The organism is Nodosilinea nodulosa PCC 7104, from assembly GCF_000309385.1.
Lineage (GTDB): Bacteria > Cyanobacteriota > Cyanobacteriia > Phormidesmidales > Phormidesmidaceae > Nodosilinea > Nodosilinea nodulosa.
The window spans coordinates 481849-501854 of record NZ_JH976538.1 but is presented as its reverse complement, the minus strand read 5'-3'; the positions used below and the strand labels follow the sequence as shown (position 1 = coordinate 501854).

14 protein-coding genes and 2 pseudogenes are annotated in these 20006 nt (G+C 54.1%); 12 read left to right on the top strand and 4 right to left on the bottom strand.

What is annotated here, in order from left to right; all coding sequences use genetic code 11:
• Window positions 1-11: 11 nt before the first annotated feature.
• Complete coding sequence (locus LEPTO7104_RS37680; protein WP_340627251.1) at window positions 12-2939, top strand: tetratricopeptide repeat protein; 2928 nt, start codon at window positions 12-14, stop codon at window positions 2937-2939.
• 371 nt (window positions 2940-3310) lie between these two features.
• Here the strand turns inward: LEPTO7104_RS37680 and LEPTO7104_RS0130500 are convergent, their stop codons facing one another.
• Window positions 3311-3721: a hypothetical protein gene (locus LEPTO7104_RS0130500; RefSeq protein ID WP_017302364.1), complete on the bottom strand. Its 411-nt coding sequence runs from the start codon at window positions 3719-3721 to the stop codon at window positions 3311-3313.
• Window positions 3722-3792: 71 nt separating this feature from the next.
• Between LEPTO7104_RS0130500 and LEPTO7104_RS37675 the strand changes: the two genes are divergently transcribed.
• From LEPTO7104_RS37675 to LEPTO7104_RS0130470, 5 genes are all read left to right on the top strand, one after another.
• The gene (locus tag LEPTO7104_RS37675; protein ID WP_017302363.1) at window positions 3793-6174 is read left to right on the top strand and encodes a hypothetical protein; all 2382 of its coding nucleotides are present in this window, start codon (window positions 3793-3795) and stop codon (window positions 6172-6174) included.
• A gap of 111 nt (window positions 6175-6285) precedes the next feature.
• Window positions 6286-6576 (top strand): hypothetical protein, encoded by a 291-nt coding sequence (locus tag LEPTO7104_RS0130485; RefSeq protein WP_155524014.1) that lies wholly within the window; start codon window positions 6286-6288, stop codon window positions 6574-6576.
• 1 nt (window position 6577) lies between these two features.
• On the top strand, window positions 6578-7234 hold the full coding sequence (locus LEPTO7104_RS0130480) for a hypothetical protein (RefSeq protein WP_155524013.1): 657 nt from the start codon (window positions 6578-6580) through the stop codon (window positions 7232-7234).
• Complete coding sequence (locus tag LEPTO7104_RS0130475) at window positions 7231-7905, top strand: hypothetical protein (protein WP_017302360.1); 675 nt, start codon at window positions 7231-7233, stop codon at window positions 7903-7905. Before LEPTO7104_RS0130480 ends, LEPTO7104_RS0130475 begins: the two co-directional genes overlap by 4 nt.
• Window positions 7902-8153 (top strand): hypothetical protein, encoded by a 252-nt coding sequence (locus tag LEPTO7104_RS0130470; protein ID WP_017302359.1) that lies wholly within the window; start codon window positions 7902-7904, stop codon window positions 8151-8153. The genes LEPTO7104_RS0130475 and LEPTO7104_RS0130470 overlap by 4 nt, the downstream gene beginning before the upstream one ends.
• A gap of 375 nt (window positions 8154-8528) precedes the next feature.
• Here the strand turns inward: LEPTO7104_RS0130470 and LEPTO7104_RS37670 are convergent, their stop codons facing one another.
• Window positions 8529-9074, bottom strand: coding sequence for a hypothetical protein (locus LEPTO7104_RS37670; protein WP_017302358.1), 546 nt, complete (start codon window positions 9072-9074; stop codon window positions 8529-8531).
• Window positions 9075-9123: 49 nt separating this feature from the next.
• Between LEPTO7104_RS37670 and LEPTO7104_RS37665 the strand changes: the two genes are divergently transcribed.
• Window positions 9124-9594: a hypothetical protein gene (locus tag LEPTO7104_RS37665; protein WP_017302357.1), complete on the top strand. Its 471-nt coding sequence runs from the start codon at window positions 9124-9126 to the stop codon at window positions 9592-9594.
• Window positions 9595-9623: 29 nt separating this feature from the next.
• Window positions 9624-13727: a strawberry notch C-terminal domain-containing protein gene (locus LEPTO7104_RS36315; RefSeq protein WP_017302356.1), complete on the top strand. Its 4104-nt coding sequence runs from the start codon at window positions 9624-9626 to the stop codon at window positions 13725-13727.
• Here the strand turns inward: LEPTO7104_RS36315 and LEPTO7104_RS43970 are convergent.
• Window positions 13659-15379: pseudogene (locus LEPTO7104_RS43970) on the bottom strand (IS1634 family transposase). The gene LEPTO7104_RS36315 and the pseudogene LEPTO7104_RS43970 overlap by 69 nt on opposite strands.
• Window positions 15380-15442: 63 nt before the next feature.
• Here LEPTO7104_RS43970 and LEPTO7104_RS0130455 point away from each other — a divergent pair.
• The 3 genes from LEPTO7104_RS0130455 to LEPTO7104_RS0130445 are packed head-to-tail and all read left to right on the top strand — an operon-like array spanning window position 15443 to window position 18255.
• A complete protein-coding gene (locus LEPTO7104_RS0130455; protein WP_017302354.1) occupies window positions 15443-16552 on the top strand; it encodes a MutS N-terminal domain-containing protein in 1110 nt (369 codons plus the stop codon).
• A gap of 23 nt (window positions 16553-16575) precedes the next feature.
• On the top strand, window positions 16576-17979 hold the full coding sequence (locus LEPTO7104_RS0130450; protein ID WP_196358210.1) for a bifunctional DNA primase/polymerase: 1404 nt from the start codon (window positions 16576-16578) through the stop codon (window positions 17977-17979).
• A complete protein-coding gene (locus LEPTO7104_RS0130445) occupies window positions 17980-18255 on the top strand; it encodes a hypothetical protein (protein ID WP_017302352.1) in 276 nt (91 codons plus the stop codon).
• Window positions 18256-18298: 43 nt separating this feature from the next.
• Here LEPTO7104_RS0130445 and LEPTO7104_RS0130440 read toward each other — a convergent pair whose 3' ends face one another.
• Window positions 18299-19519: a phosphatidylglycerol lysyltransferase domain-containing protein gene (locus LEPTO7104_RS0130440; protein ID WP_017302351.1), complete on the bottom strand. Its 1221-nt coding sequence runs from the start codon at window positions 19517-19519 to the stop codon at window positions 18299-18301.
• 62 nt (window positions 19520-19581) lie between these two features.
• Between LEPTO7104_RS0130440 and LEPTO7104_RS39055 the strand changes: the two are divergent.
• Window positions 19582-20006 (top strand): annotated as a pseudogene (locus LEPTO7104_RS39055) (IS5 family transposase); the annotation flags it as partial.

Sequence of the window (20006 nt, the reverse complement as noted above, 5' to 3'; positions counted from 1 at the left end):
CAGTTTTAGGTTTGCAATCTCGCTACTTGTATAGAGCAATTGAAGACTTCACTAAAGCTTTGACTGTTCTGCCGAAATTTTCCCCTGATCCAAAAAGATATGTCGAACCTCTACTAGGTCGAGGTGCTGTTTACATGAAGTTGGGTAACTCTGAAAAAGCTCTTGAAGATTTCAGTGAGGCGCTAGAGCGGAATCCTGATTTTTATGATGCTTATCTTAGTAGGGCTAGTATCTATGAAGAGATGGGAGAATTCGAAAAGGCTATTAATGATCTAAACAAAGCATTAGACCTCAATCTTGATTATCCTGCTGCTTATCTATCTCGTGGGCATATTAGAAATGAACTTGGGCAATACTCAAAGGCTGCCGAAGATTTAGAAAATGTTATTAATAGCAATGAAAAAGATGCAACTTTTTATATTTCTCAGGCTTTTTTTGAGCATGGAATTACATACTTGAATCTGGAAAAGAGTAATGCAGCAATTCAAGATTTTTTAGAGTCGATCAGAACATCAGAGAGTTCATCTTTAGATATAGATTCACAAATCGCTTGCGACCATAAAAAATGTTCTGATATACGTAGTAAAGCTTTTTACAAAATTGGCACTGCGTACGACAAGTTGGGAAGGAGGAGCGAAGCCATAGATGCATATAATGAATCTCTTAAAGGTAATTCTGCTTATTTTACTGAAGCCCTCTATCACCGAGGATTCGACTATTTTTCTCTGAATCGATATAGCGAAGCAATATCAGATCTCTCAGATGCAATCAAGAAAGGCGACTACAAACTAATTGATTCAATTTATTATCGCGGTTTAGCTCACCTCAGGGCTCATGAATATTCCCTGTCTTTAGTTGACTTCAATCAAGTAATCAATCTCAATCCGACTTTTGTACAAGCATATGTACAGAGAGGGCGAACAAACTTCCTTCTATATGATGACAAGCAAGCAGAACGAGATTTCAATGAAACAGTTTTCGATAATACTGAATACCCGGAATTGTACAGCTATCTTGGTGATCTTCGCTATGCACAGGGAAATTATACAGATGCTGTAAACAATTACAGAAAATCATTATCACTGAAACCAGATTTTGCCGAGGCTTTTCTCGGCCTCGGAAAGTCTAATTATAAACTCAAAAAGTATTCCGATAGTGTTGCCAACTTGAATAAAGTGCTTCAATTAAAAAATCTTGAAAACTCTATCTCTGACAATTCTAAGTTGCATTACGGAGAAACGTTATATGTTCGAGGATTGGTATACAGAGAGCTGAATAGACTTGATGAAGCAAAGCTAGATTTTGACCGGGCTATATCTTATTTCTCAGCTGGGCTTGTTACTGACAGGACGATCGAATTTGATAAGACAAGAGCTTACTTCTGTAAAGGGGAAATAGAGTTTAAGCTCGAGGACTACTTAAGTTCTCTTCAAGATTTAGAAAATGCAATTCAGAATCGACCAAATAGCTCTGATTACACAAAAGCTTATTACTATAACGGTGTTAGTGGCTATCGTCTCGGATACTACGAACGTGCTAAAATCAATTTAACTGAATTCATCAAGCTCCGACCTAAATCTCCAGAAACTTATTACGTATATCACATACTAGGCTCTATGGAATTAAAGTCTGGAATGTATGAGAAGGCTATTATGTACTATGATAAATCCATTAGCCTGAAGCCAAATTACTCAAGGGCTTATGCAGATAGAGGTACTGTGAAATTAAAGTTAGGAGCTTTTACGGACGCTGTTAAAGACTTTGATACAGCTATTAAAAGCCCGCAGGAAATAGATGAACCTGAAGTTCGTTTACTTCGGAGCAAAGCTTATTATTCCATAGCTACTAGAAAGGCGTATGGAGAAGCTATAAATGATCTGAATTTTATCGCTAGTTCATCAGCCAAAGGAAAACTTGAAGCTCTAGTCTTGCGTGGCAAGATTTACTACAAACTAAACGACTACAAAATAGGCCATAGTGACTTTGAACAGGCGATAGCATTAAATCCAGCTCTTCAAAGTGAAATTCAAGACTTCGTTCAGCATGAGATCTTTTACTCGTCGGGCGTTCAGAAACACTCAGAAGACAATTCGCCAATTAGAGCCATTTCATTTGATCCAAGTGGTCAGTATGTAGCAACTGCTGGAAATGATAAGGCTGTACGTATCTGGAATTTGGCGACTGACTCTTTGGCTTTGACATTATATGGGCATTCAGATAATGTTCAGACTATTTCTTTTAGTCCAAATGGTCAATTTTTAGCCAGTGGCAGCAATGACAGGAGTATTAAAATATGGAATGCAAAAACTGGCAGATTAGTTCGTAATTTGTATGGCCATTCTAGTTGGGTTCGAACTGTTGCCTTTAGCCCCAACGGGAAGCTCCTAGCTAGCGGAGGAGATGACAAAGAGCTTAGGTTATGGGACTTGAATACATTCACAATTAAACATGTGTTGAAGGGCCACAGCAATCAGATTCGTTCTGTAGCCTTTAGTCCTGATGGAAAGATCCTTGCTAGTTCCGGTAATGATAGAACTATTAAACTTTGGGACTATGAATCCGGAAGGCTTTTGCATTCTCTAAATGCTCATACGTCTTGGGTTCGCTCAATTTCATTTAGCCCTGATGGAAAATTTTTGGCCAGTGGCAGTGATGATAGGACTGTCATAATCTGGGATTTGAACCATAGCTACTCTACGCGTACTTTAAGTGGTCATTCTAAGTATGTAACTTCTGTAGCTTTCAGCCCTGATGGAAGGTTCTTGGCAACTGGCAGTGATGATAAGCAAGTCAAAGTTTGGGATTGGAATTATGGTGTAGAAATAGCTACTCTTTTAGGTCATTCAAGCTATGTGCAGTCTGTAGCGTTTGATTCCAGTGGCAAAACTCTTGCTAGCGCTGGTTATGATGGTTTATTGCGAGTTTGGGAAGTTCCATAAGTTGTAGTATTTTCTTGATTTGCTTATTTTGGATAAAACTCGCTAAGTCTAGCAAATATTTTGATTAAAGTTTGGTTTGCATCTTCTTGATTCACATTTTCGATAGATAAGATTCGCACATTCGCGCCTCATTTTCCTGAAGTAGTGTGTGCCAGCTAGATCTAGCTTCGCGCGAGACTTTTAGAGAGAACCCTTAGTGGTGCAGAAAACTTTTTTGAGTCTCATAATGGATGACCTGAACAGCCAAAACAGCGCCTGAAACCTATTGCCCTCGTTCTTTTGCCCGATAAACCTCAAGATCGCCGTCTCGGTGAGAATCCTTGATTTATAAGGGTTTCAGGAGTTTTCTGCACCACTGAGAGAGAGAACCATTAGTCTACTATCAAATCATATTGTTCACGAATGTAATCAAACCACTGCTGAGCCAACATCGCTATCTCCTGCCGCTTGCTCTCATCAGTCCACAACTCCGACCAATTCAGCTTCCATCGGCTGAGTAACCGCTGCATGTCTACCAACTCCGTCGCAAAGGTTTCATTCGTCCACAAATCAATGCTCGGGACGATCCACTCGATGAAGAACTGGGTTTCTCGAACTAAATGCTGAGCAACTGGCCCATTCGTTCCACTCTGGGCACAAATTTGAATTCGCGTTAGATTTAGCGCCAAATTTCCTAACTGAGTCGCCTGATCAGCTCGAAGATACTGCGCTTTGAGAACGTCCCAATCCATCGCCATTTTCGATACCTCAACATTTGCTCCTATTTTCCACAAACCTGCCATAGCCGCCTCCTAACCTTTGGCATACAGGGCCTCTGAGGGAACCCAATGCTCTCACCCTCGCCCTGGGAGCCATGCCCAGTCGCCTTCCCAAAAACCTAACCGCCCTCCTCCTCGCCCTTCTCCTGCTGCTGGCTCCCATCCTTAGGCTTCCCCCAGCCCACGCCGACGCCTGGGACGAGCATATCCCCTCCACGGTTTATAACGGGGCAATCGTCCCCGACTGGGGCAACATCACCTTCTCCACCCTGCCCGTCATCAGCGAAGCGGGCTCCCTGCAAATCCCCGATTCCCTCGCCGCGCAACTGGGCTACAACCCCTCCCGCATCTGGTCAGAAAATACCCCTATCGATCAGGTGCTGATGCTCGGCGACCTGCAAGAGGCCTTTGGCCTGCAAACCTTCGACCTCGCCACCATCGCCCAACTTACCGGGCTCAACCTCAACGGCATCAGCCTGGCCAACTTTCCTCTCATCGCCCAGCAAACCCTCGCTAGCTTGGTCGATGCTATTCCCCAACTGGCCCAGCGCACCCTCGATCAGGTGCCTATCCTCAAAGACTTGGTCAGCCTCAACCTCAACAACCTCGGCCCCGCCGCCCTCAGCAACCTGGCCCTGCAATCCCTCACCCTGGATGACTTTGGCAGTAGCCCCCTGTCAGAACTCGCCAACAACGACCTGCTGGGTCAGTTCTCCCTCGGCGATCTGAATCTCAGCCAGTACAGCTTCAACGACATCCCCGGTCTCATCCAAACCCCCTTAGAAAACCTCCAGGGCTGGCAGCAAACCTTTGTCGGTCAGGTACCAGGGCTCTCCCAGATGCCCTTTGCCGCTTTTCCCAATGCTCCTGCCGCAGGTTACTTCGGCTTCATCGCGATCGATGATGTCACCTATGGCCCGATGGAGCACTGCAGCACCCCTACCCGGCGTTCCATCACCGGCAGCGATAAAGTAGGCTTCAACTACCAGTGCGCTCAACCCCGAGGCTGTGCCTATCTGGAACTCAACTCGCCCGCTTCTCTGGGCGTGGCTGGCGATCCAACCGGACTCCACGGAGCACAGTGGATTAAAGGCGGCACCGGACAGGGGGCTCAGATGGTGCCAGGGGGCCACGGCATTCTCGGCGTCATCAACGGTGGGCAGGAGCCAACGGGTCGCCTACCCTTTGGTCCAGTCTTCAAAGTGGTGCTCACCAACACCGATGAATCATCCGGCACCGGCACCTTCGGCATCTACTTCCGCGTCTGCCACCACGGCTTGATCGACCTGGGCTGCACCCCCTACTTCATTGGCCCCATCCCCTGGTTCAGCGCCCAGGAAAAAGGCATTGTCTTTGTCGGTGAGACTCCCGGCACCCCGCCAGGCGATATTCCCGACATCCCACCATTGCCTGCTGAAGTGCAGCAGCAGATTGATGCCCTGATTCAGGCCAACGAACCCGACTTTCTCAGTGCCGTGACTGTGGATGGCCCCTGTCTGGCCAAAGTGATGAGCCAGGTGCCACCCTCGGAATCCTCCGCTGCGGCCACGACGGTTCCCAAGCTCTTGGAAGCCGCGCAACGGGCAGGCATCACCGATCGCGCCCAGCTCGCCTACATTCTGGCCACCGCTGAAACTGAAACCAACTTTCGCCCGCGCAATGAGGACGGCGGCTACTGCGGTGAATATGGCCCCGGCTGCTACTACGGTCGCGGCGATGTGCAGCTCACGGGCCAGAGCAACTACCAGTATTGGTCAAACCGCCTCGGCGTAGACTTGATCAACCATCCCGAACTGGCCAACCAGCCAGACCTAGCCGCCACAATTGCCGTGGAAGGCATGCGCGATGGCACCTTCACCGGCAACCGCTTGGGGCAATACATTAACGGCCAGAACCATGACTTTGTCGGGGCTCGCCACATCGTCAACGACAGCGACAAGAGCGATCAGGTAGCGCAGCAGGCCGATCAGTTTCTGGGAGCGCTCAACCAGTGCGCCACCGTGGCCACGACTAACGACACCAACCTCACCAGCGCCAACCATCCCGGTCAGCTGATTGCCCGCTCCAACGGCAACGCCACCGAGCAGAAGATCGTGAACGCCATCAACGCCCACTACAACGAGTCTTCAGCCGGTGGGCCAGGGGGTGGCAACGTTGCCTGTGCCTACGAGGTAAACCGGGTGCTCCAAGATTCCATCGGCCACAAAATAGGTTCCAATCCCAATCTGGTGTCCTCGGTTGAAGCCGACTTGCAATCTGGCTCCGGTCAACGTATCGGCGCTCAGTGGGCACATGCCGGGGATGTCATCGTGTTTCGCGGCACGTCCGATGACCACATTGGCTTTTGTCTCAATGACGGCTGTAGCCAGGTGCTCTCCAACTCTTCCAGTCAATCTCAATTTCGCTGGGTGGGGAGTCGCGGGTCTTACGAGACCTACTACAACACCCAAGGCCACATCTATCGCGTTCAAGGCTAGCGTCACGTCCTTAGGAGGGTTAACCCCATGATTTACCGCATGTTGTCTGTTTTGGTTTTATCCGCCGTACTGACGATTTGGAGCATGTTACCTGCTCTAGGCGATGTCTCGATGGATTCTCCGTTCGCGGCAGCGGTCACGACTGCTCTGAATATTCCGTCAAGCATTTGCTCACCTAAAATCCTCCACGCGGCCCAGATCGACCCTTATGCCCTGGTGGAATGGCAGTGCGGGGAAGGTGGAGGGGAACTGCTGCTTCAGCTCAAAGACGGGACTTGGCAGCCGGTCAATGGCGATGGCGGTTCCTACGAAAGTCGGGACTTAATCGCATTGGGTATCCCTGAGGGCGCTGCGGTGCAACTGGTGCAGCAGCTTCAGGCCCAGTGGAGTCAGGAGAAGTGACATGACCCGTCGTTGCTTTTCTAACCGCACAGTAGTCACGCTCTGTCTGAGCTTCACGGTCGGACTCTTGCTGGTGACGCTGCCCTTGCTGGGCTGGGGCCAAAATCCACAACCCTCGACGCTGCTGGCCCCAGTTCCGACCCATCCTTCTCCTACCGTAGCGGCTCAATCCTATCTGCCCAGTCCACTGCCTGATATTGAACTTCCTGATACGGCACGGATTTGCCTGGAGGCCTTCGGCGAACGTTTCGATGTCTTTGGCACCGTGCAGGACCAGGGCAAAACCGCTTACCTGCTCGGCCTCTACTCCGATTTTGTTACCACCAATCCCCTGGGTGCCAGCGATGAAGTAATCGTCGTTGACCCGCAGCGGGGGTGCGATCGCCTCGTCGATTCCACCTCTACTCGCCGTCCCCTCAACAGTTACATCTCGACCAAAGCCGCCGAGAGCCTGGAACTGAAGCGGTATAAACACGCGATCGCCCAACTGGGCAGCCTCGAAGCCTTTCAACAAAGCCTGACCGACCACATCAATGCCGAGCACGGTCTGTATCTCCTCTCCGCCCAGCAGGTAAACGCCCTGAAGCAGCTCCAAATCAGCTTTCCCGATACCTACCGCACCCTGACCGATGACACATTCCCTAAGGCTAAGCCATGATCTGCCTTTGCTTTCGTACCCTCCTCCTCTACTTCGCCTGTGGAATTTTCTTCCTTTCCAGTTGCACAGCCGCCAACGGACAGGACATCCCTCGAATTCCCGGTGCCCAAACCGTTTCGCCCGAATTTCAGAGCCTCCTGCCCAAGCTCCAGCAACAGACTCAACTCGCGATTGTGCTACCCACCGTCATTCCCACCGATGCCCTGGTGCCGTCAGCCGATCATCCGAAGCCCTACCTGAACGTGCCGATCACCCCCGATGGCCACTTCCAGCAAGTGGTTCCCCACATCACCGTTGCCACGCCTACCCACTACGAAATCTCCCTCGATGCCACGACCGATTGCCAGGGCGACGACAGCTGCTCCTTCGGTTTTCTCTCCGGCGAACAGGTCTTTCAAGACACCCCCACGGTGGCATCCCTCTATGCCTACGAACTCAAACCCAATTTTCAGCCCGTGGCGCGATCGCCTGAAGCCATGGGCACTGTCACCCTCACCGATGGCATCACCGGCACCTTCATTCCCTTTGTCTGCGGTGCTAACTGCGACACGTCCAAGATTTTTTGGGAGCAAAGCGGAGTGCGCTACGGCGTCGGTATCCGCTACGGCTCCCAGGCTACCCTCGTCACCTTTGCCAACTCTGTCATCCAAAACGAAAGGACAACGCCATGAACCCTGTTATTGCACCCGCCCCAATTGAGGCTGAAGTCGGTGAAGCTGCCTTACCTGAGAGCATCAGCGAACTGACCCAGGCGCTGCAAGCCGTTCTCCAGCAGTACCTCCCCTTCGTCCCGGAAGATGTCTCGGTCTTCTTTGGTGGGGCCGAAGTCTACCGCTATTGCCCATCGGACGACAGCGTCTCCTGGTGGGGCTACTACTGGGGCGACCCGGAAGCGCCCTCAGCGACGGGGGAGCCATGAGTCCTCATGCACCCCGACTCCAAAGAACAGCTCATTCAGTACTTCCGCGATCGCCTCCTAACAGGTGTCAGTTATCCCCGCATTACCGAAGCAAGACGAGAAGCGACAGATGTTCTGGGAAAGCTGATTGTCCCTGGTGATCCGCTCACCAAAGTGGTCGATGAAGCCATGGAAGCGGCGGTAGTGCGCGCCTCCGGCCCAATCATCGCCCAATGCCAGACGACTCACGACGCCTACGATCGCCTGGTGGAATTGCTGGAGCAACAGCCCAATCTCACTGTTCGTTCCTCGACTTCCGTTCTTCAGCAGGCGTACAGCACACCGGTTCCCATCGCCTATCTGGCCTCGGTTCTGGCTGATATCACCCCTGAAACATTAGTTTATGAACCCACAGCCGGGAACGGGGCGCTGCTGATTGGGGCAAATCCAGAGCGGGTGATCGCCAATGAGATCAACGGCGATCGCATCGCCGAACTCCGGAGCCGAGGCTACCGGCAGCTCACCCAGAATGATGCCACCACCTACCAACCCCAGGGAAAAGTAGACCGGGTGGTCTGCAACCCGCCCTTTGGCTCGGTCAAAGGCGCGAATCACCGCACCCAACGCTTCCCCATCGCCGACACCTGGACAACTCAGATAGACCAGGCGATCGCCCTCAAAGCCCTGGAGGCGATGAAAGACAACGGGCGAGCGGTGCTGATTCTGGGAGGCAAAAAGGGCATTGATCCAGAGCTCAGGTCCGAGCGTTACAACACCCGCGAAAGTCGCGCCTTCTTCTACGTTCTCTACAACCAGTACGCCGTCACCGATCACTTCTCGATTTCCGGTGACCTCTACCGCAAGCAGGGCGCTGGATTCCCCATCGATGTCATTGTTATTGCGGGTCGAGGGCCATCTACCCGCTCTCTCCCCGCTGCCCAAGTCCCCGACCTCAAAACCACCTTCGCCGAACTCAAGGAGACCTTACCCCATGGGCCAATACGACACCTATCCCCAGATCTGGGCACCGCCTCGCTCCCAGGCACTGTTCGTGGTGAGAGTCCCCCAGAGCCTGCAAGCCCTCGACGAGCCAACCTACCGCGAATTGATGCAGCAACGGGGCATCTGGATGATTCAGCAGTGGATGCAGGAGATGGAGAGCGACCAGGAAGACGTCCAAGCCTTTCTGAGCCAAATGCTGCAACGACTGGACTCAACCCAGCGGATTCCCCCTATTCAACAAGACAACGACCTGGAGTACGCCCTGGTTCAGTGGCAAGAAGCCTGGGCCACCCTCCTGATTCACGACAACTGGCGGTTCAAACATTTGCTGCCGGAAGCCATGGGGAATCAGCCCTTTCCCGTGCAACCCCTATTGCCCAATCAACCCAACTATCAAGACCTCCTCGATCTCCATCAAGAGACCTCTCTGGAGAGCTGGCTGATCAACCTTCTGCCCTAACACCCCCATCACTGCCTGGAGAATCCCTAATGGACGTGACAACCAACAGTGCTGCTGAACAAGATGCGACCGACTACGGTGCTCAACTCAAACAGGTGCCCTACTTGCCGCGCAGCCAAGCCCCTTCCACAGGTGTCTTAATTCCCTTCAACATGGTCAGCTCTGCGCAGGCCGCGTTAGATCAGTTTGAGCAGCGCCACGGCGATATCGATGACTTCCTCACCGCTCGATTGGGCTACACCAACGCGGAGGAAATGCATCAGTATCTCTCTGCGGAGCAGGTGGATGCTTCGGCGCTTGCCATCAGCAACATCGAAAAAGGCGCAGGCTTCATCGTTGGCGACCAAACGGGCATCGGCAAAGGCCGCATCTGCGCAAGCCTCATGCGCTACGCCCATCAACAGGGCAAAGACGTCATCTTTGTCACGGAAAGCAAAAAGCTCTATGCCGACATGATGCGGGATGTTTCCGATATTGGCCTCTATCGCTTCAATCCCTTCATCACCGATTCCAGCGCTGATATCCCGCTATCGAATGGTCAGGTCTTGACTACTAGCTCATCGGCTCAGCAAAAGAAGGCCATGCAGGAAATGATGGTCTCCCGGACGCTGAAGGGGCATAACGCTATTTTTACGACCTACGACCAGCTGCAAACCGTTGGCAAGAAAGAACCGCTCCGCCGCGATTTCCTCAGAACCTTTGCTCCCAATGCCATTCTGATCCTCGATGAGGCCCACGAAGCGGGAGGCACCAAAAATCAGTGGAAACCCAATCGGCAAGCTCCCAACCGCGCCGAGTTCGTCCGCCAGCTGATCGACCTCTCCTCCGGCGTCTTCTATTCCTCGGCTACCTACGCCAAACGTCCTGACGTGATGGATCTCTACGCCCGCCGCACCGACCTGCGCCTGGCCGTCAGCAGTATGGATGCCCTGGAAAATATCCTGACACGGGGCGGGGTGCCTCTCCAGCAGATGGTGGCCAGTAAGTTTGTCGCCTCGGGCCAGATGCTCCGGCGCGAGCGCTCCTATGACGGCGTCAGCTTTCAGGCCAAAGTCGTGCCGGTAGAGCGCGATGTGGCCGATGAGTTCTCCGCTGCCATGCGAGCGATCAAAGACTTTGACCGGGCCAAGCAGAAGGCTGTCAAAGAGCTGGATAAGGAACTCAAAAAAGAAGCCAAAGCCCTGGGAGACGACAACGCCATCGGTGAGGTCGGAGCCAAGAGCACCAATTTCACCTCCTTGATGCACAACTGTATCGAGCAAGGGCTGCTGGCGCAGAAGTCTGAAGCCACGGTGCAGGAAGCGATTCATTCCCTGCAAAACGGTCAGAAGCCCGTGATTGCCGTCGCCAACACCATGGGCAGCTTCATTCAGGGTTACGCCGATGCCCATGATCTAAAGCACGGCGATCGCCTCGACCTTTCTTTCGCCAACCTGCTAGAGCGCTACCTGGAACGCTCGCGAGATGTGGTGCTGCGGAACTACAAGGGCCAGAGCGATCGCCATCGCCTCACCGACAATGAACTCGGCGATGAAGGACTCTTCGCCTATGAAGATGCCCTGGAATGTATCCGAGAAGGGGATTTCAGCCGCATTCCCATCAGCCCCATCGACTATATCGAACAGCGGCTGGAGCAGGCCGGTTACCGCATCAGCGAGGTCACCGGACGCAAAGCAGGGCTGGACTATGCCCCCGATGGCACCACCACCTACAAAGTCCGCACCGAGACCGAAACCTCCTCCAAAGCCAAAATTGAAGCGGTCGCGCTCTTCAACGCGGGCGATGCCGATGCCATTCTGCTGAACTGCTCGGGCTCCACCGGCATCTCCCTCCACGCCTCCGAAAAGTTTGCCGACCAGCGTCCCCGGCACATGATTGTCGCCCAGGCGGAGCGGGATATCAATGTCTTCATGCAGATGCTGGGCCGGATTCACCGCACCGGGCAGGTGGAACTGCCCAGCTACACCCTGCTGATGGGTGACTTGCCCGCCGAAAAACGACCGGGGGCCATTCTGTGCCGCAAGATGGCCAGCCTCAATGCCAACACCACCGCATCCAGAGAGACCGACATCTCCATCAGCAATGTCGTAGATTTCATGAATGCCTATGGGGAGCAGGTGGTGAGCGAGCTACTGAGCGATGACATGGAACTCAACGCTCAACTGGACTTCCCCACCCTCAAAGCCCAAAACGATGGCTCTGAAGTCGCCCTGATTAAGCGGGTGACAGGAGCGATTCCACTGCTACCGATTGAGCAGCAGGAAGCGGTCTATGACCTGATTGAATCCGAGTACAAAGAACTGGTGGATCAGGCCCGTGCCATGGGCGAGAGCATCCTGGAGGCAGACCAACTCGACCTCGATGCCCGCACCACGGCGCGGATGGAGGTGATTCCTGACGACAGCCCGGCGAAGACGGAATTCACCGGGCCAGTATATCTGGAGATGGTCGATGCCAAGAGTGCCAGCAAACCGCTGACCCAGCTCCAGGCCGTGAATGTGCTGCGGGAGGGACTGGGGTTGGAGGCGGTGAAATCATTGGATGACCATGACCCGGAAGTGCTGGAGACTCCGTCAAAGCAGCGGGCCAATGAGGCGATCGCCACCCTTACCGAAGCCACTGAAAAATATCGCACGGCTGTCCTGGCCACCAAGAAGGAAGAGTCGGCTGCGGCTAAGTTCAGCGATCGCCTCGACAAACAATTTGACCAGGTCTCCTCCACCCTTGAGCAATTCCCCAGTGGCACCCCGGTTCGCATTGTTTCCGGCACCACCCAGAGTGTCTTCTACGGCGTAGTGTCCAACATCGATCAGAAGGTTCGCCCCGGCAGCCCTGCTGCGCCCAACAACTGGAAGATGCGCCTGCTGGTCGCGGACTCCGCCCGGCAGATCACCGTGCCCCTCTCAAAGCTCAATAGCTGGCGAGAAGGGGCGGTGAATATCACACCTCAAGCCCAGGACTGGTTTGGCAACGACGTTTACAGCCTCTTCGATAAGTTTCAGCAGAGCGGTCGGGTGGAGCGGCAGATTTTTACCGGCAACATTATCAAAGCCTTCGAGAAGTACCCCAAAGGCAAGTTAGTGAACTTCACCGACCATCAGGGCCAGGTGCGCCAGGGGCTGGTGATGCCCAAAGAATTTGATATCCGTGAGGAGCTGGATAAAGAGCCGGTTGCCTTTAAGCAGGGCTACCAGGTCAAGGCGTTTCTCACCGATCTGACCAGTCGCCGGGGCGCAGTGAAGACCCTCGACGAACTGCTAATTCTCAAGGCCCAGGCCAATGGCGACAGCTTTGTCTTGCAGGCTCCCAAGGCCAAAGAATCGGGGGCGAAATACTTCCTCGATGAAGCCCTAATTGCTTCGGTGGGCAACGATTTTCATTCCGTGGCGGATCGCATGGAGGTGGTGGTGCCTCCCGAACGGCTGGAGCAAACCCTCACGGTGCTGATGAACCAGCGCCAGTATACCCTAGCCGCCTTCGACCACAAGGATATCGCCCGTGATTATCTGGGCATTCAGCTCCCCAAACTGGAAGTGATTGACGCGGCGACACCTGCCCCTACTCCTGTTCGGGAACCTCAGCCCCTGCTGCCGCCGCTTTCTCCAGTCTCAACCCAGCCCACCCCTTCTGCTGGCGGAATTCTCCCACCCAAACAGCAGCAGGGCCAAATCGAAAAGCGGATCGCCAACTTCCTGGAGAAAGCTGGGATTCGAGAAGTGGTCACCGTAGGCGAAGACTACCACCTCAAAATCGAGAATGAGCCCTATATTCCTTTGGTGGTGGAGCGGCAGCTCGATGAGCTGTACCTGACCCACTACCTGGAGCAAAACGGCGACACTTTTATCGACACCGAAATGGTGTTTAAGATTCAAGGGAACGGGCAACTTCGGTTCAAGGAAATCGCTACCCAAGACCCGATTCGAGGGGGAGAGCTGAGAGCCCCGGATCGGCTCTTTGCCCAAACCTTCTCCCGCAATATCCAGCATCAGGGCTTTGCTGAGGCAGCAAAGCAGCAACTTCAGGCTCAGTTAGTTCAATCTCAGGAACTCCCGGTTCGCTCATTTCTAAGGTGGTTCGTCAGATACGGGCCCCAGCAGGGTGTAAATACTTACCGGGAAGTTGAGAGCCTTTAAGATCTGCTGCTGTAAAGGCGTCAGCTCCGTCAGATGGGCATAGGTCTGCCCTCGTGCATTCACCATGACTAGAGTAATGTCGCGAAAACTGGCCAACAGTAATTCGGCTGTCGGACGTGCCGTCGCCCGCTTGGGATTACCGATATATAGCCCTGAGAGGGTTTCTTGGTGACCAGCTAAGGCTTGACGCATCTGAAACTCCACCAGCGTTAACAGCCGCAACCCCATCGAGAGTAAGCGAATTAATCCCTTGATATGGTCTTCACGCTGTAAGTACATCGGGGAGAGGGAGAGGGGATGCCCTTTGAGTCGGCTAAAGCTGTGCTCCACCAGATATTCTTGGCGGTAGACCGTCACGGCTTGAGGCAACGATAATGCCGCTGCGGGATGATTGGTGACATAGACCCGCCAGCCCAAGGTTTGCATCTGCTGGTTGATGGCCTCAGTTTCTAGGGTGCCATTCACCTGGAATCGACGGTGCTCCACCATCCGAGCCGGGCGGTCCCGGTAGCGACGCACAGCGTGTTGCTCCACCTGTTGTGAGTAGGTGAGTTGAACGTAGGCCTTGACCCGGTAGCGGGTGAGAATCGCCTCGGCGGCTTGCGCTAAGGCGACCTCATCGGGAAAGGCTTTCTGGCCGCGCCCCGATTGGTTGAGCGCCGCTAGGCCGTCTGGGCGTGCTCAAGTCGAGCTTGGAAGGCCTGCTGGGCGGATTGAGCATAAGCCAAGGAGTACACGACCAATTGCCGCTCTGACCACGTCCAGGTGTGTCCGTCCCATTCTCCTGTGCGGGTCTGGGTCTGCTCATAGCCTCGGGCAATCAGCGCGGTGTGACCGTCGGCATAGTCGTAGTGAATCTCCTGCAACTCAACGGCCCCTTGCTCCACTGGGTCTAGGTAGGCCTGCATCGCCTCCGCCTTGAGTTGAGTCCCACCGAGCGGACAGAGATAGTAATCGCCTGTGGCCTGGAGAAAGCAACGGGTCGCTAGACTGGCCATCTTGCTGTCACCCACGTAGAGCAACCCAGACTGACTGAGGGTCTGACGCACCTGCCCGATGGCCGGAATGTAGAGCGGGTCGTCGGCGCGCTGCCCGGAGACAATCTCGGTCGCTATCGGTAGCCCCAGCGGATCTAGCGTCGCCAGCATCAGCTTCAGTTGGGGCAGGTCGGGGCGATGGTCTTTGCTATGGCCATATTGGAACAGCCCTGACTCATTGACCGTCCAATCCCCGCTGACGCTGGTACTATCCAGACGCAGCCGTTTGGGGTGCAGGTCATACACCTGAATCTGACGCTGATTCAACGCCGGTTCAAACAACGCCCATTGGGCATCATCACTGAGATATCGCAACACGCTTTCTAGGCGGTCGTCACTCAGGTCAAGGGCGCGAACCGGTTGCTGCAAGCCCTGTTGCAAGGTTTCCTGATGTCGCTCTACCCAGGCCTGCACGGGGTTTAACCGGTGATCCGCTTGGGACAAAATGTGGCTCAGCCAAACTATCACCACATGGCCTAAGCTGAGCCCCTGCCAGTTCCCATGGGTCGGAAAGTAGTCGTCGAGCAGGGGTTGCACGTCCATCCGCTGCAGTTGGGCCAGCAACAGGGGAATATCGTCAACCCGTTCGGTGATAACGGTTAGGGAGGTATCCATAGCCCAAACCTAACCCAATTGGCTGACCTCATTTAAAAATGAGCGAACCGTGAGCAGGAAGATGTGACTTCTACGGTTCAACCCGCACCTGCTGCCAGTGAGCCTAGCTCCCTGAAGCCAGAGATCAAAGCCTACCTCGATCTGAAAGCGCAGTATCCAGAGGGTTTGCTTCTAACTAGAACCGCCGATGGCCGGTTTTACGAAGCGTTTATGGCCGATGCCAGAGTACTGGCGGAGAAAACGGAGGTCATTCTCACCAGCACGGATTCCGGCAGCCCGGAGTTGGGCCGGGTTCCTGTGACGGGCTTTCCGGTTCATGCCAAAGACCGCTATCTCGCATGGCTGCGGCAGAGCATCTCGGTGGTGATGGTCGATGGCTCAGAGGCCATTGAGGTGCATCCTCAGAGCGAACATCCAGAGAATCCAGTGGCGGGTCCGGTTAGTCAGGCCCGTGAAGCACCCGCGTTTCCTGACGAGTCAATCAGTCCAGCGTTCGCCCTGGCCCCTGAAATACCACTGACCGCAGAAGAACAGCCGAGTCTGTTTTTTCTGGAAACCTTTGAAGGGACAGCCCAACCTCCAACCCATCTCGTTCAGGGCGATCCGGCCTGGAACCAGACTGCCGAGCCTCTACCCTCCACCGAAAAGCCGGTTGAGGCTCCTTCTTTAGTCGTCGAGGAAACCCGATCACCCCCACCAACCACGGCCCAGCCCACCATCGACGACCTGCGGCAGTGGTATCGCCATGCTCGCGATGTTGGCCGGTCGGAGAAGCATCTGAAGCAAATCGAGGTAATCAGCCGGGGCGCAATGGCAGGACAGGCGCTGGGCGATCGCGACCTCCAGGCCATGACCCACGATCAAGCTGCCTGGCAGACTCAGATCACCACCGTCACGGAGCAGGCCCGCTCCATTCTCAATCTCGTCGGTACACAGGACAGCGAAGGCCAACACTTCAGCGGCAAAACGTACCAGATCCACGGCAGCGACCACCACCTCAGCATCGCGGCTGCCGGTCGAGGGGATCTTCTGAACCTAGAGCAGGGACAAATCACCCTCGCCAAAATAACCCACGCCGATGCCCAAAGGTTTCAGACCTTTGCCGAACTGATTCAAAGCCGTGCGTTGATTGTTCAAACCGCTCAACGGCAACCCGCTGGTTTAGAACCCTAACCTTTCCCTATCCGGTGATGGCCATGGCCCTTCCCCAAAATGCGGACGTCTGGGCGACGGTGCAGTGGTTAGCGGCGCGAAAACTCCCCGCACTGCCTGTTGCCCCAGTTCAAGACCCCTATCGCTATCCCCGCATCGTGGCGGCAAAACCGCAGCGGGGTATCTACGATCATGTTGAGTGCTACTGGCAGGACGGGCAGCTTCGACCCAAACCTCTGTTCACGGGCAAAAACCCGTCCTACCTGGATGGGCATGGCATTCCTCATCTGGTTTACCACCACCGCTACCAGAACCGGCTGCCGACCCAGCAGGAACTGCATCAGTGGTTTGCCCATCCTCAAACCGGGGTGGGTTCTCTGGGAGGACACCAGGGTCTGGCCTGGATTGATTTCGATACCAAGGGTTTTGAGTCACCCGAATCGTGTGATCAGGCGATCGCCCAGTGGCTAAATCAGCATCCTCGCCTCAAAGACACCTTTACCGAGCGCACCCACAGCGGCGGCTGGCGATTTGCCGTCAAGCTGCAAACCTCGCCAGGCTTTACCAATTTTGCGTTAACACCGGGCGGAGAACACGTTGGCGAGGTGCTGGGAGCTGGTCGTTTCACCGTTCTGGCTCCCACGGTTGGCCCCGGCGGGAATCCTTACCTATCCGTTCAGCGAGTTGAGCCAGTCGAAATTGGGAATCTGTCTGAAATCGGTCTCTTCAGTTCGTCCTCTCGTCAGGCAGAACAGCGACCCACCGGCTACCAACCTAAGCCTACCCTGCCACCTCTGCAGACCACTTCCGGGCAGGGAGCCATTCATCTTGTTGACCTGGTAACCTCCAGGGTTCGCGACATCCTGAATGGGCAAGACCTGTACCAAGATGAGTCGATGTCGCTGGTGGTCGCGGCCCGAGAACTTTACGGCAGCGAGAACTGGGCTTTTGCCAACAGAGTTCCGTTGAGGGGCGATGGCCCTACCGGGCCGGTCTCCGACCAACGCGCTGAAGCGTTAATTCACCGCGTCGGTGATGCCTTTGGCTATGACGACGAAAAGCTCCGCCGCTGCCTGGCGTTGGTTAATCCTGAAACCTGTCAGCCCGCTAGCGTCTATCGTGGCGATGATACCGCTCTGTGGAAGCGGGTACGACGGTTAGATCGGGGCATTTTTGAGGCTCGTTGCCCAATGAGCACTCAGGCAGAGATTGCCAAACAGATCGAGGCTTATCGGCAATTGTCCGCCCCAAGTTCAAATCCTTCCGACTCGCAGAATCCGACGCTCATCCACCTCCGGGACTGGTACCGAATTGCCAGAGCCATGGAGGCCCCTGAGAGCACCTTGGAGGCGATCAAGACCATTGGCCAGCGAGTGGCTGAGGGCAAACCGATGCTTCGCAAGCACCAAGAGTTAATGCAGCAGCAGGTTCAACGCTACTGGCAGTAGGTGGATACCGTGATTCAACAGGCTGGACGAATCCTGAAGGAGCTTGGCCAGAAAAATGCAACTGGAGTAGCCTTTTCCGGACAAACCTACCGAATTGAACAAGACTTTGAAGAAAACTTACAAGTTTCTGCGCATCGGCGAGGGCTAATTCTTACACTGGAAGAAGGCAGTATCCAGTCTTGTCAGCTAAGCCAAATAGATTTCAATCGCTTTGGAGGGTTTATCCAAAACTTGCCTAAGCAAGTTGCCAAAACTCCACAGCTAGAGCTGTTTTAACCAAACGCTCTTATTAGCAAAATATTTTTAGAATACAGCACGGCTAGGCATCAACTTGCACGGCCTTGTGACGGCGTTGTTTCAGTTCATAGAGCGCCAGTAGTCCCACCCCCACCAGCAGTGGCAAAAAATAATAGACCACTCGATAAATCAGCAAAGCCCCCAATAGCCGATCAGAGGCAATGGGTGGTGAAATCAGCAAAATCAGAACCGTTTCAAACACGCCCAAGCCTCCAGGAACGTTGCTGAGAATGCCTGCAATTTGGGCCAGCAGGTAACTGCCAAAGAAGATGAAAAAGGTTAATTCGGGGTGCGCGGGCAGCAAGACATAGAGCACTGCTGCCGCCAATGCCCAATCGCAGGAGGTGACAAAAATCTGTGCCAGGGAAAGCTTGAGCTGCATGTGGGGCAGTGCCCAGCCTCTGATTTTGAGCGATCGCCGACTGATGCTGCTGAGAAAAAGATAGGCTGCAATGAGTGCTAGAAACAGCAGGCCTAGGGGATGCATCGTGTGAAAGGGTAAGCGAAGGATGCGTGGCACCGCCAGAGGTTCTACCGTAAACACCAGCCCCCCAACAGCAAATAGGCCAATCCAAAAACTGAGATTGCAAAAAGCGATGATTTGGGCAATTTTACCGGGGGTGACTCCCCAGACAGCATAGAAGCGATAACGGATGGCGCTGCCGCTAAGCAGGGCAAACCCGACGCTGTTGCTAATGGCATAGCTAATCACCGCTACCAAGGCAGTCTTGTTGTAAGGCAGGGGATGGCGGATAAACCTTGCCGCCAGAGCCTCGTAGCCAGTCAGAAAGCCGTAATTGATCATCATCAGGATGATCGATAGCACCAAGGCCCAAGGGGGAATGGCCACAATGCTGTTGAGAATGCTTTGGGGTGGATACTTGCGAATTTCGCTGGTAATCGCCCAGATGGAGATGGCAAACAAGCCGATGCTCAATAGAATCGGCACGACCTGGGAAAGGCGTTTAAGGGCACCTGTCAGCGCCGTGCTGAGAAACTGAGCGCCAAAGTAGTCTTGCAGGCGATCGCCCGAATCGGCCCGCACCAGAGCCACCACCACATCCGGCAAATCCGCTAGGCGTGAATAGACCAAGTAGCGCGGTTCCCAACGGGGGTGAAACTTATCCTTGTAGGCCCGCAGACCCTGCACGTTGTAGACCTGATTCAGGTGGTCGTAGAGGTAATGGACTCCCTTTTCTAACCGAGGTGCTTCGGGGTTTTCGCCTACCCCAGAAAATACCACTAGGGCGTGTTTTAAAACTCTTTGGCAGAATGGAAGTAGTACGAATAAACTCTTGAACTGCGATGATTCTTCCACCTCAACCCGCCCCTCGTCGGGGTGAAATGAGCGAAAACCAATGGAACCAGATTGAACCCCTGCTGCCACCGCAAAAACCTCCCACGGGCTGCCCAGCCAAAGACCATCGCCTGATCATCAATGGCATCCTGTGGATTTTTGCGCACGGGTGCGCCATGGCGAGACTTGCCGGAGTGCTATGGGGCTTGGTCAACCGTTGCCGGGCGGTTTTATCACTGGCGCAAGATTGGCCTATGGCAACAGGTGCTCACAGGCCTCCAAGCGAAGGCCGATGCCGAGGGCAAGCTCAATTGGGATATTCATTTTGTCGATGGCAGTGTCATCCGTGCCCACCAGCATGCCGCTGGGGCAAAAAGGGGGCCTAGAGCCCGATTCGGACCTCTCTGCGGTTCAACAGGTGCAAATCCGAGAC

What these genes read in the sequence shown, in the direction of transcription:
- LEPTO7104_RS36315 (WP_017302356.1), top strand. Translation starts at nt 9,624, where the DNA reads ATGGACGTGACAACCAACAGTGCTGCTGAACAAGATGCGACCGACTAC.
- LEPTO7104_RS37665 (WP_017302357.1), top strand. Translation starts at nt 9,124, where the DNA reads ATGGGCCAATACGACACCTATCCCCAGATCTGGGCACCGCCTCGCTCC.
- LEPTO7104_RS0130500 (WP_017302364.1), bottom strand. Translation starts at nt 3,721, where the DNA reads ATGGCAGGTTTGTGGAAAATAGGAGCAAATGTTGAGGTATCGAAAATG.
- LEPTO7104_RS0130485 (WP_155524014.1), top strand. Translation starts at nt 6,286, where the DNA reads ATGGATTCTCCGTTCGCGGCAGCGGTCACGACTGCTCTGAATATTCCG.
- LEPTO7104_RS0130475 (WP_017302360.1), top strand. Translation starts at nt 7,231, where the DNA reads ATGATCTGCCTTTGCTTTCGTACCCTCCTCCTCTACTTCGCCTGTGGA.
- LEPTO7104_RS0130470 (WP_017302359.1), top strand. Translation starts at nt 7,902, where the DNA reads ATGAACCCTGTTATTGCACCCGCCCCAATTGAGGCTGAAGTCGGTGAA.
- LEPTO7104_RS37675 (WP_017302363.1), top strand. Translation starts at nt 3,793, where the DNA reads ATGCCCAGTCGCCTTCCCAAAAACCTAACCGCCCTCCTCCTCGCCCTT.
- LEPTO7104_RS0130450 (WP_196358210.1), top strand. Translation starts at nt 16,576, where the DNA reads ATGGCCCTTCCCCAAAATGCGGACGTCTGGGCGACGGTGCAGTGGTTA.
- LEPTO7104_RS0130480 (WP_155524013.1), top strand. Translation starts at nt 6,578, where the DNA reads ATGACCCGTCGTTGCTTTTCTAACCGCACAGTAGTCACGCTCTGTCTG.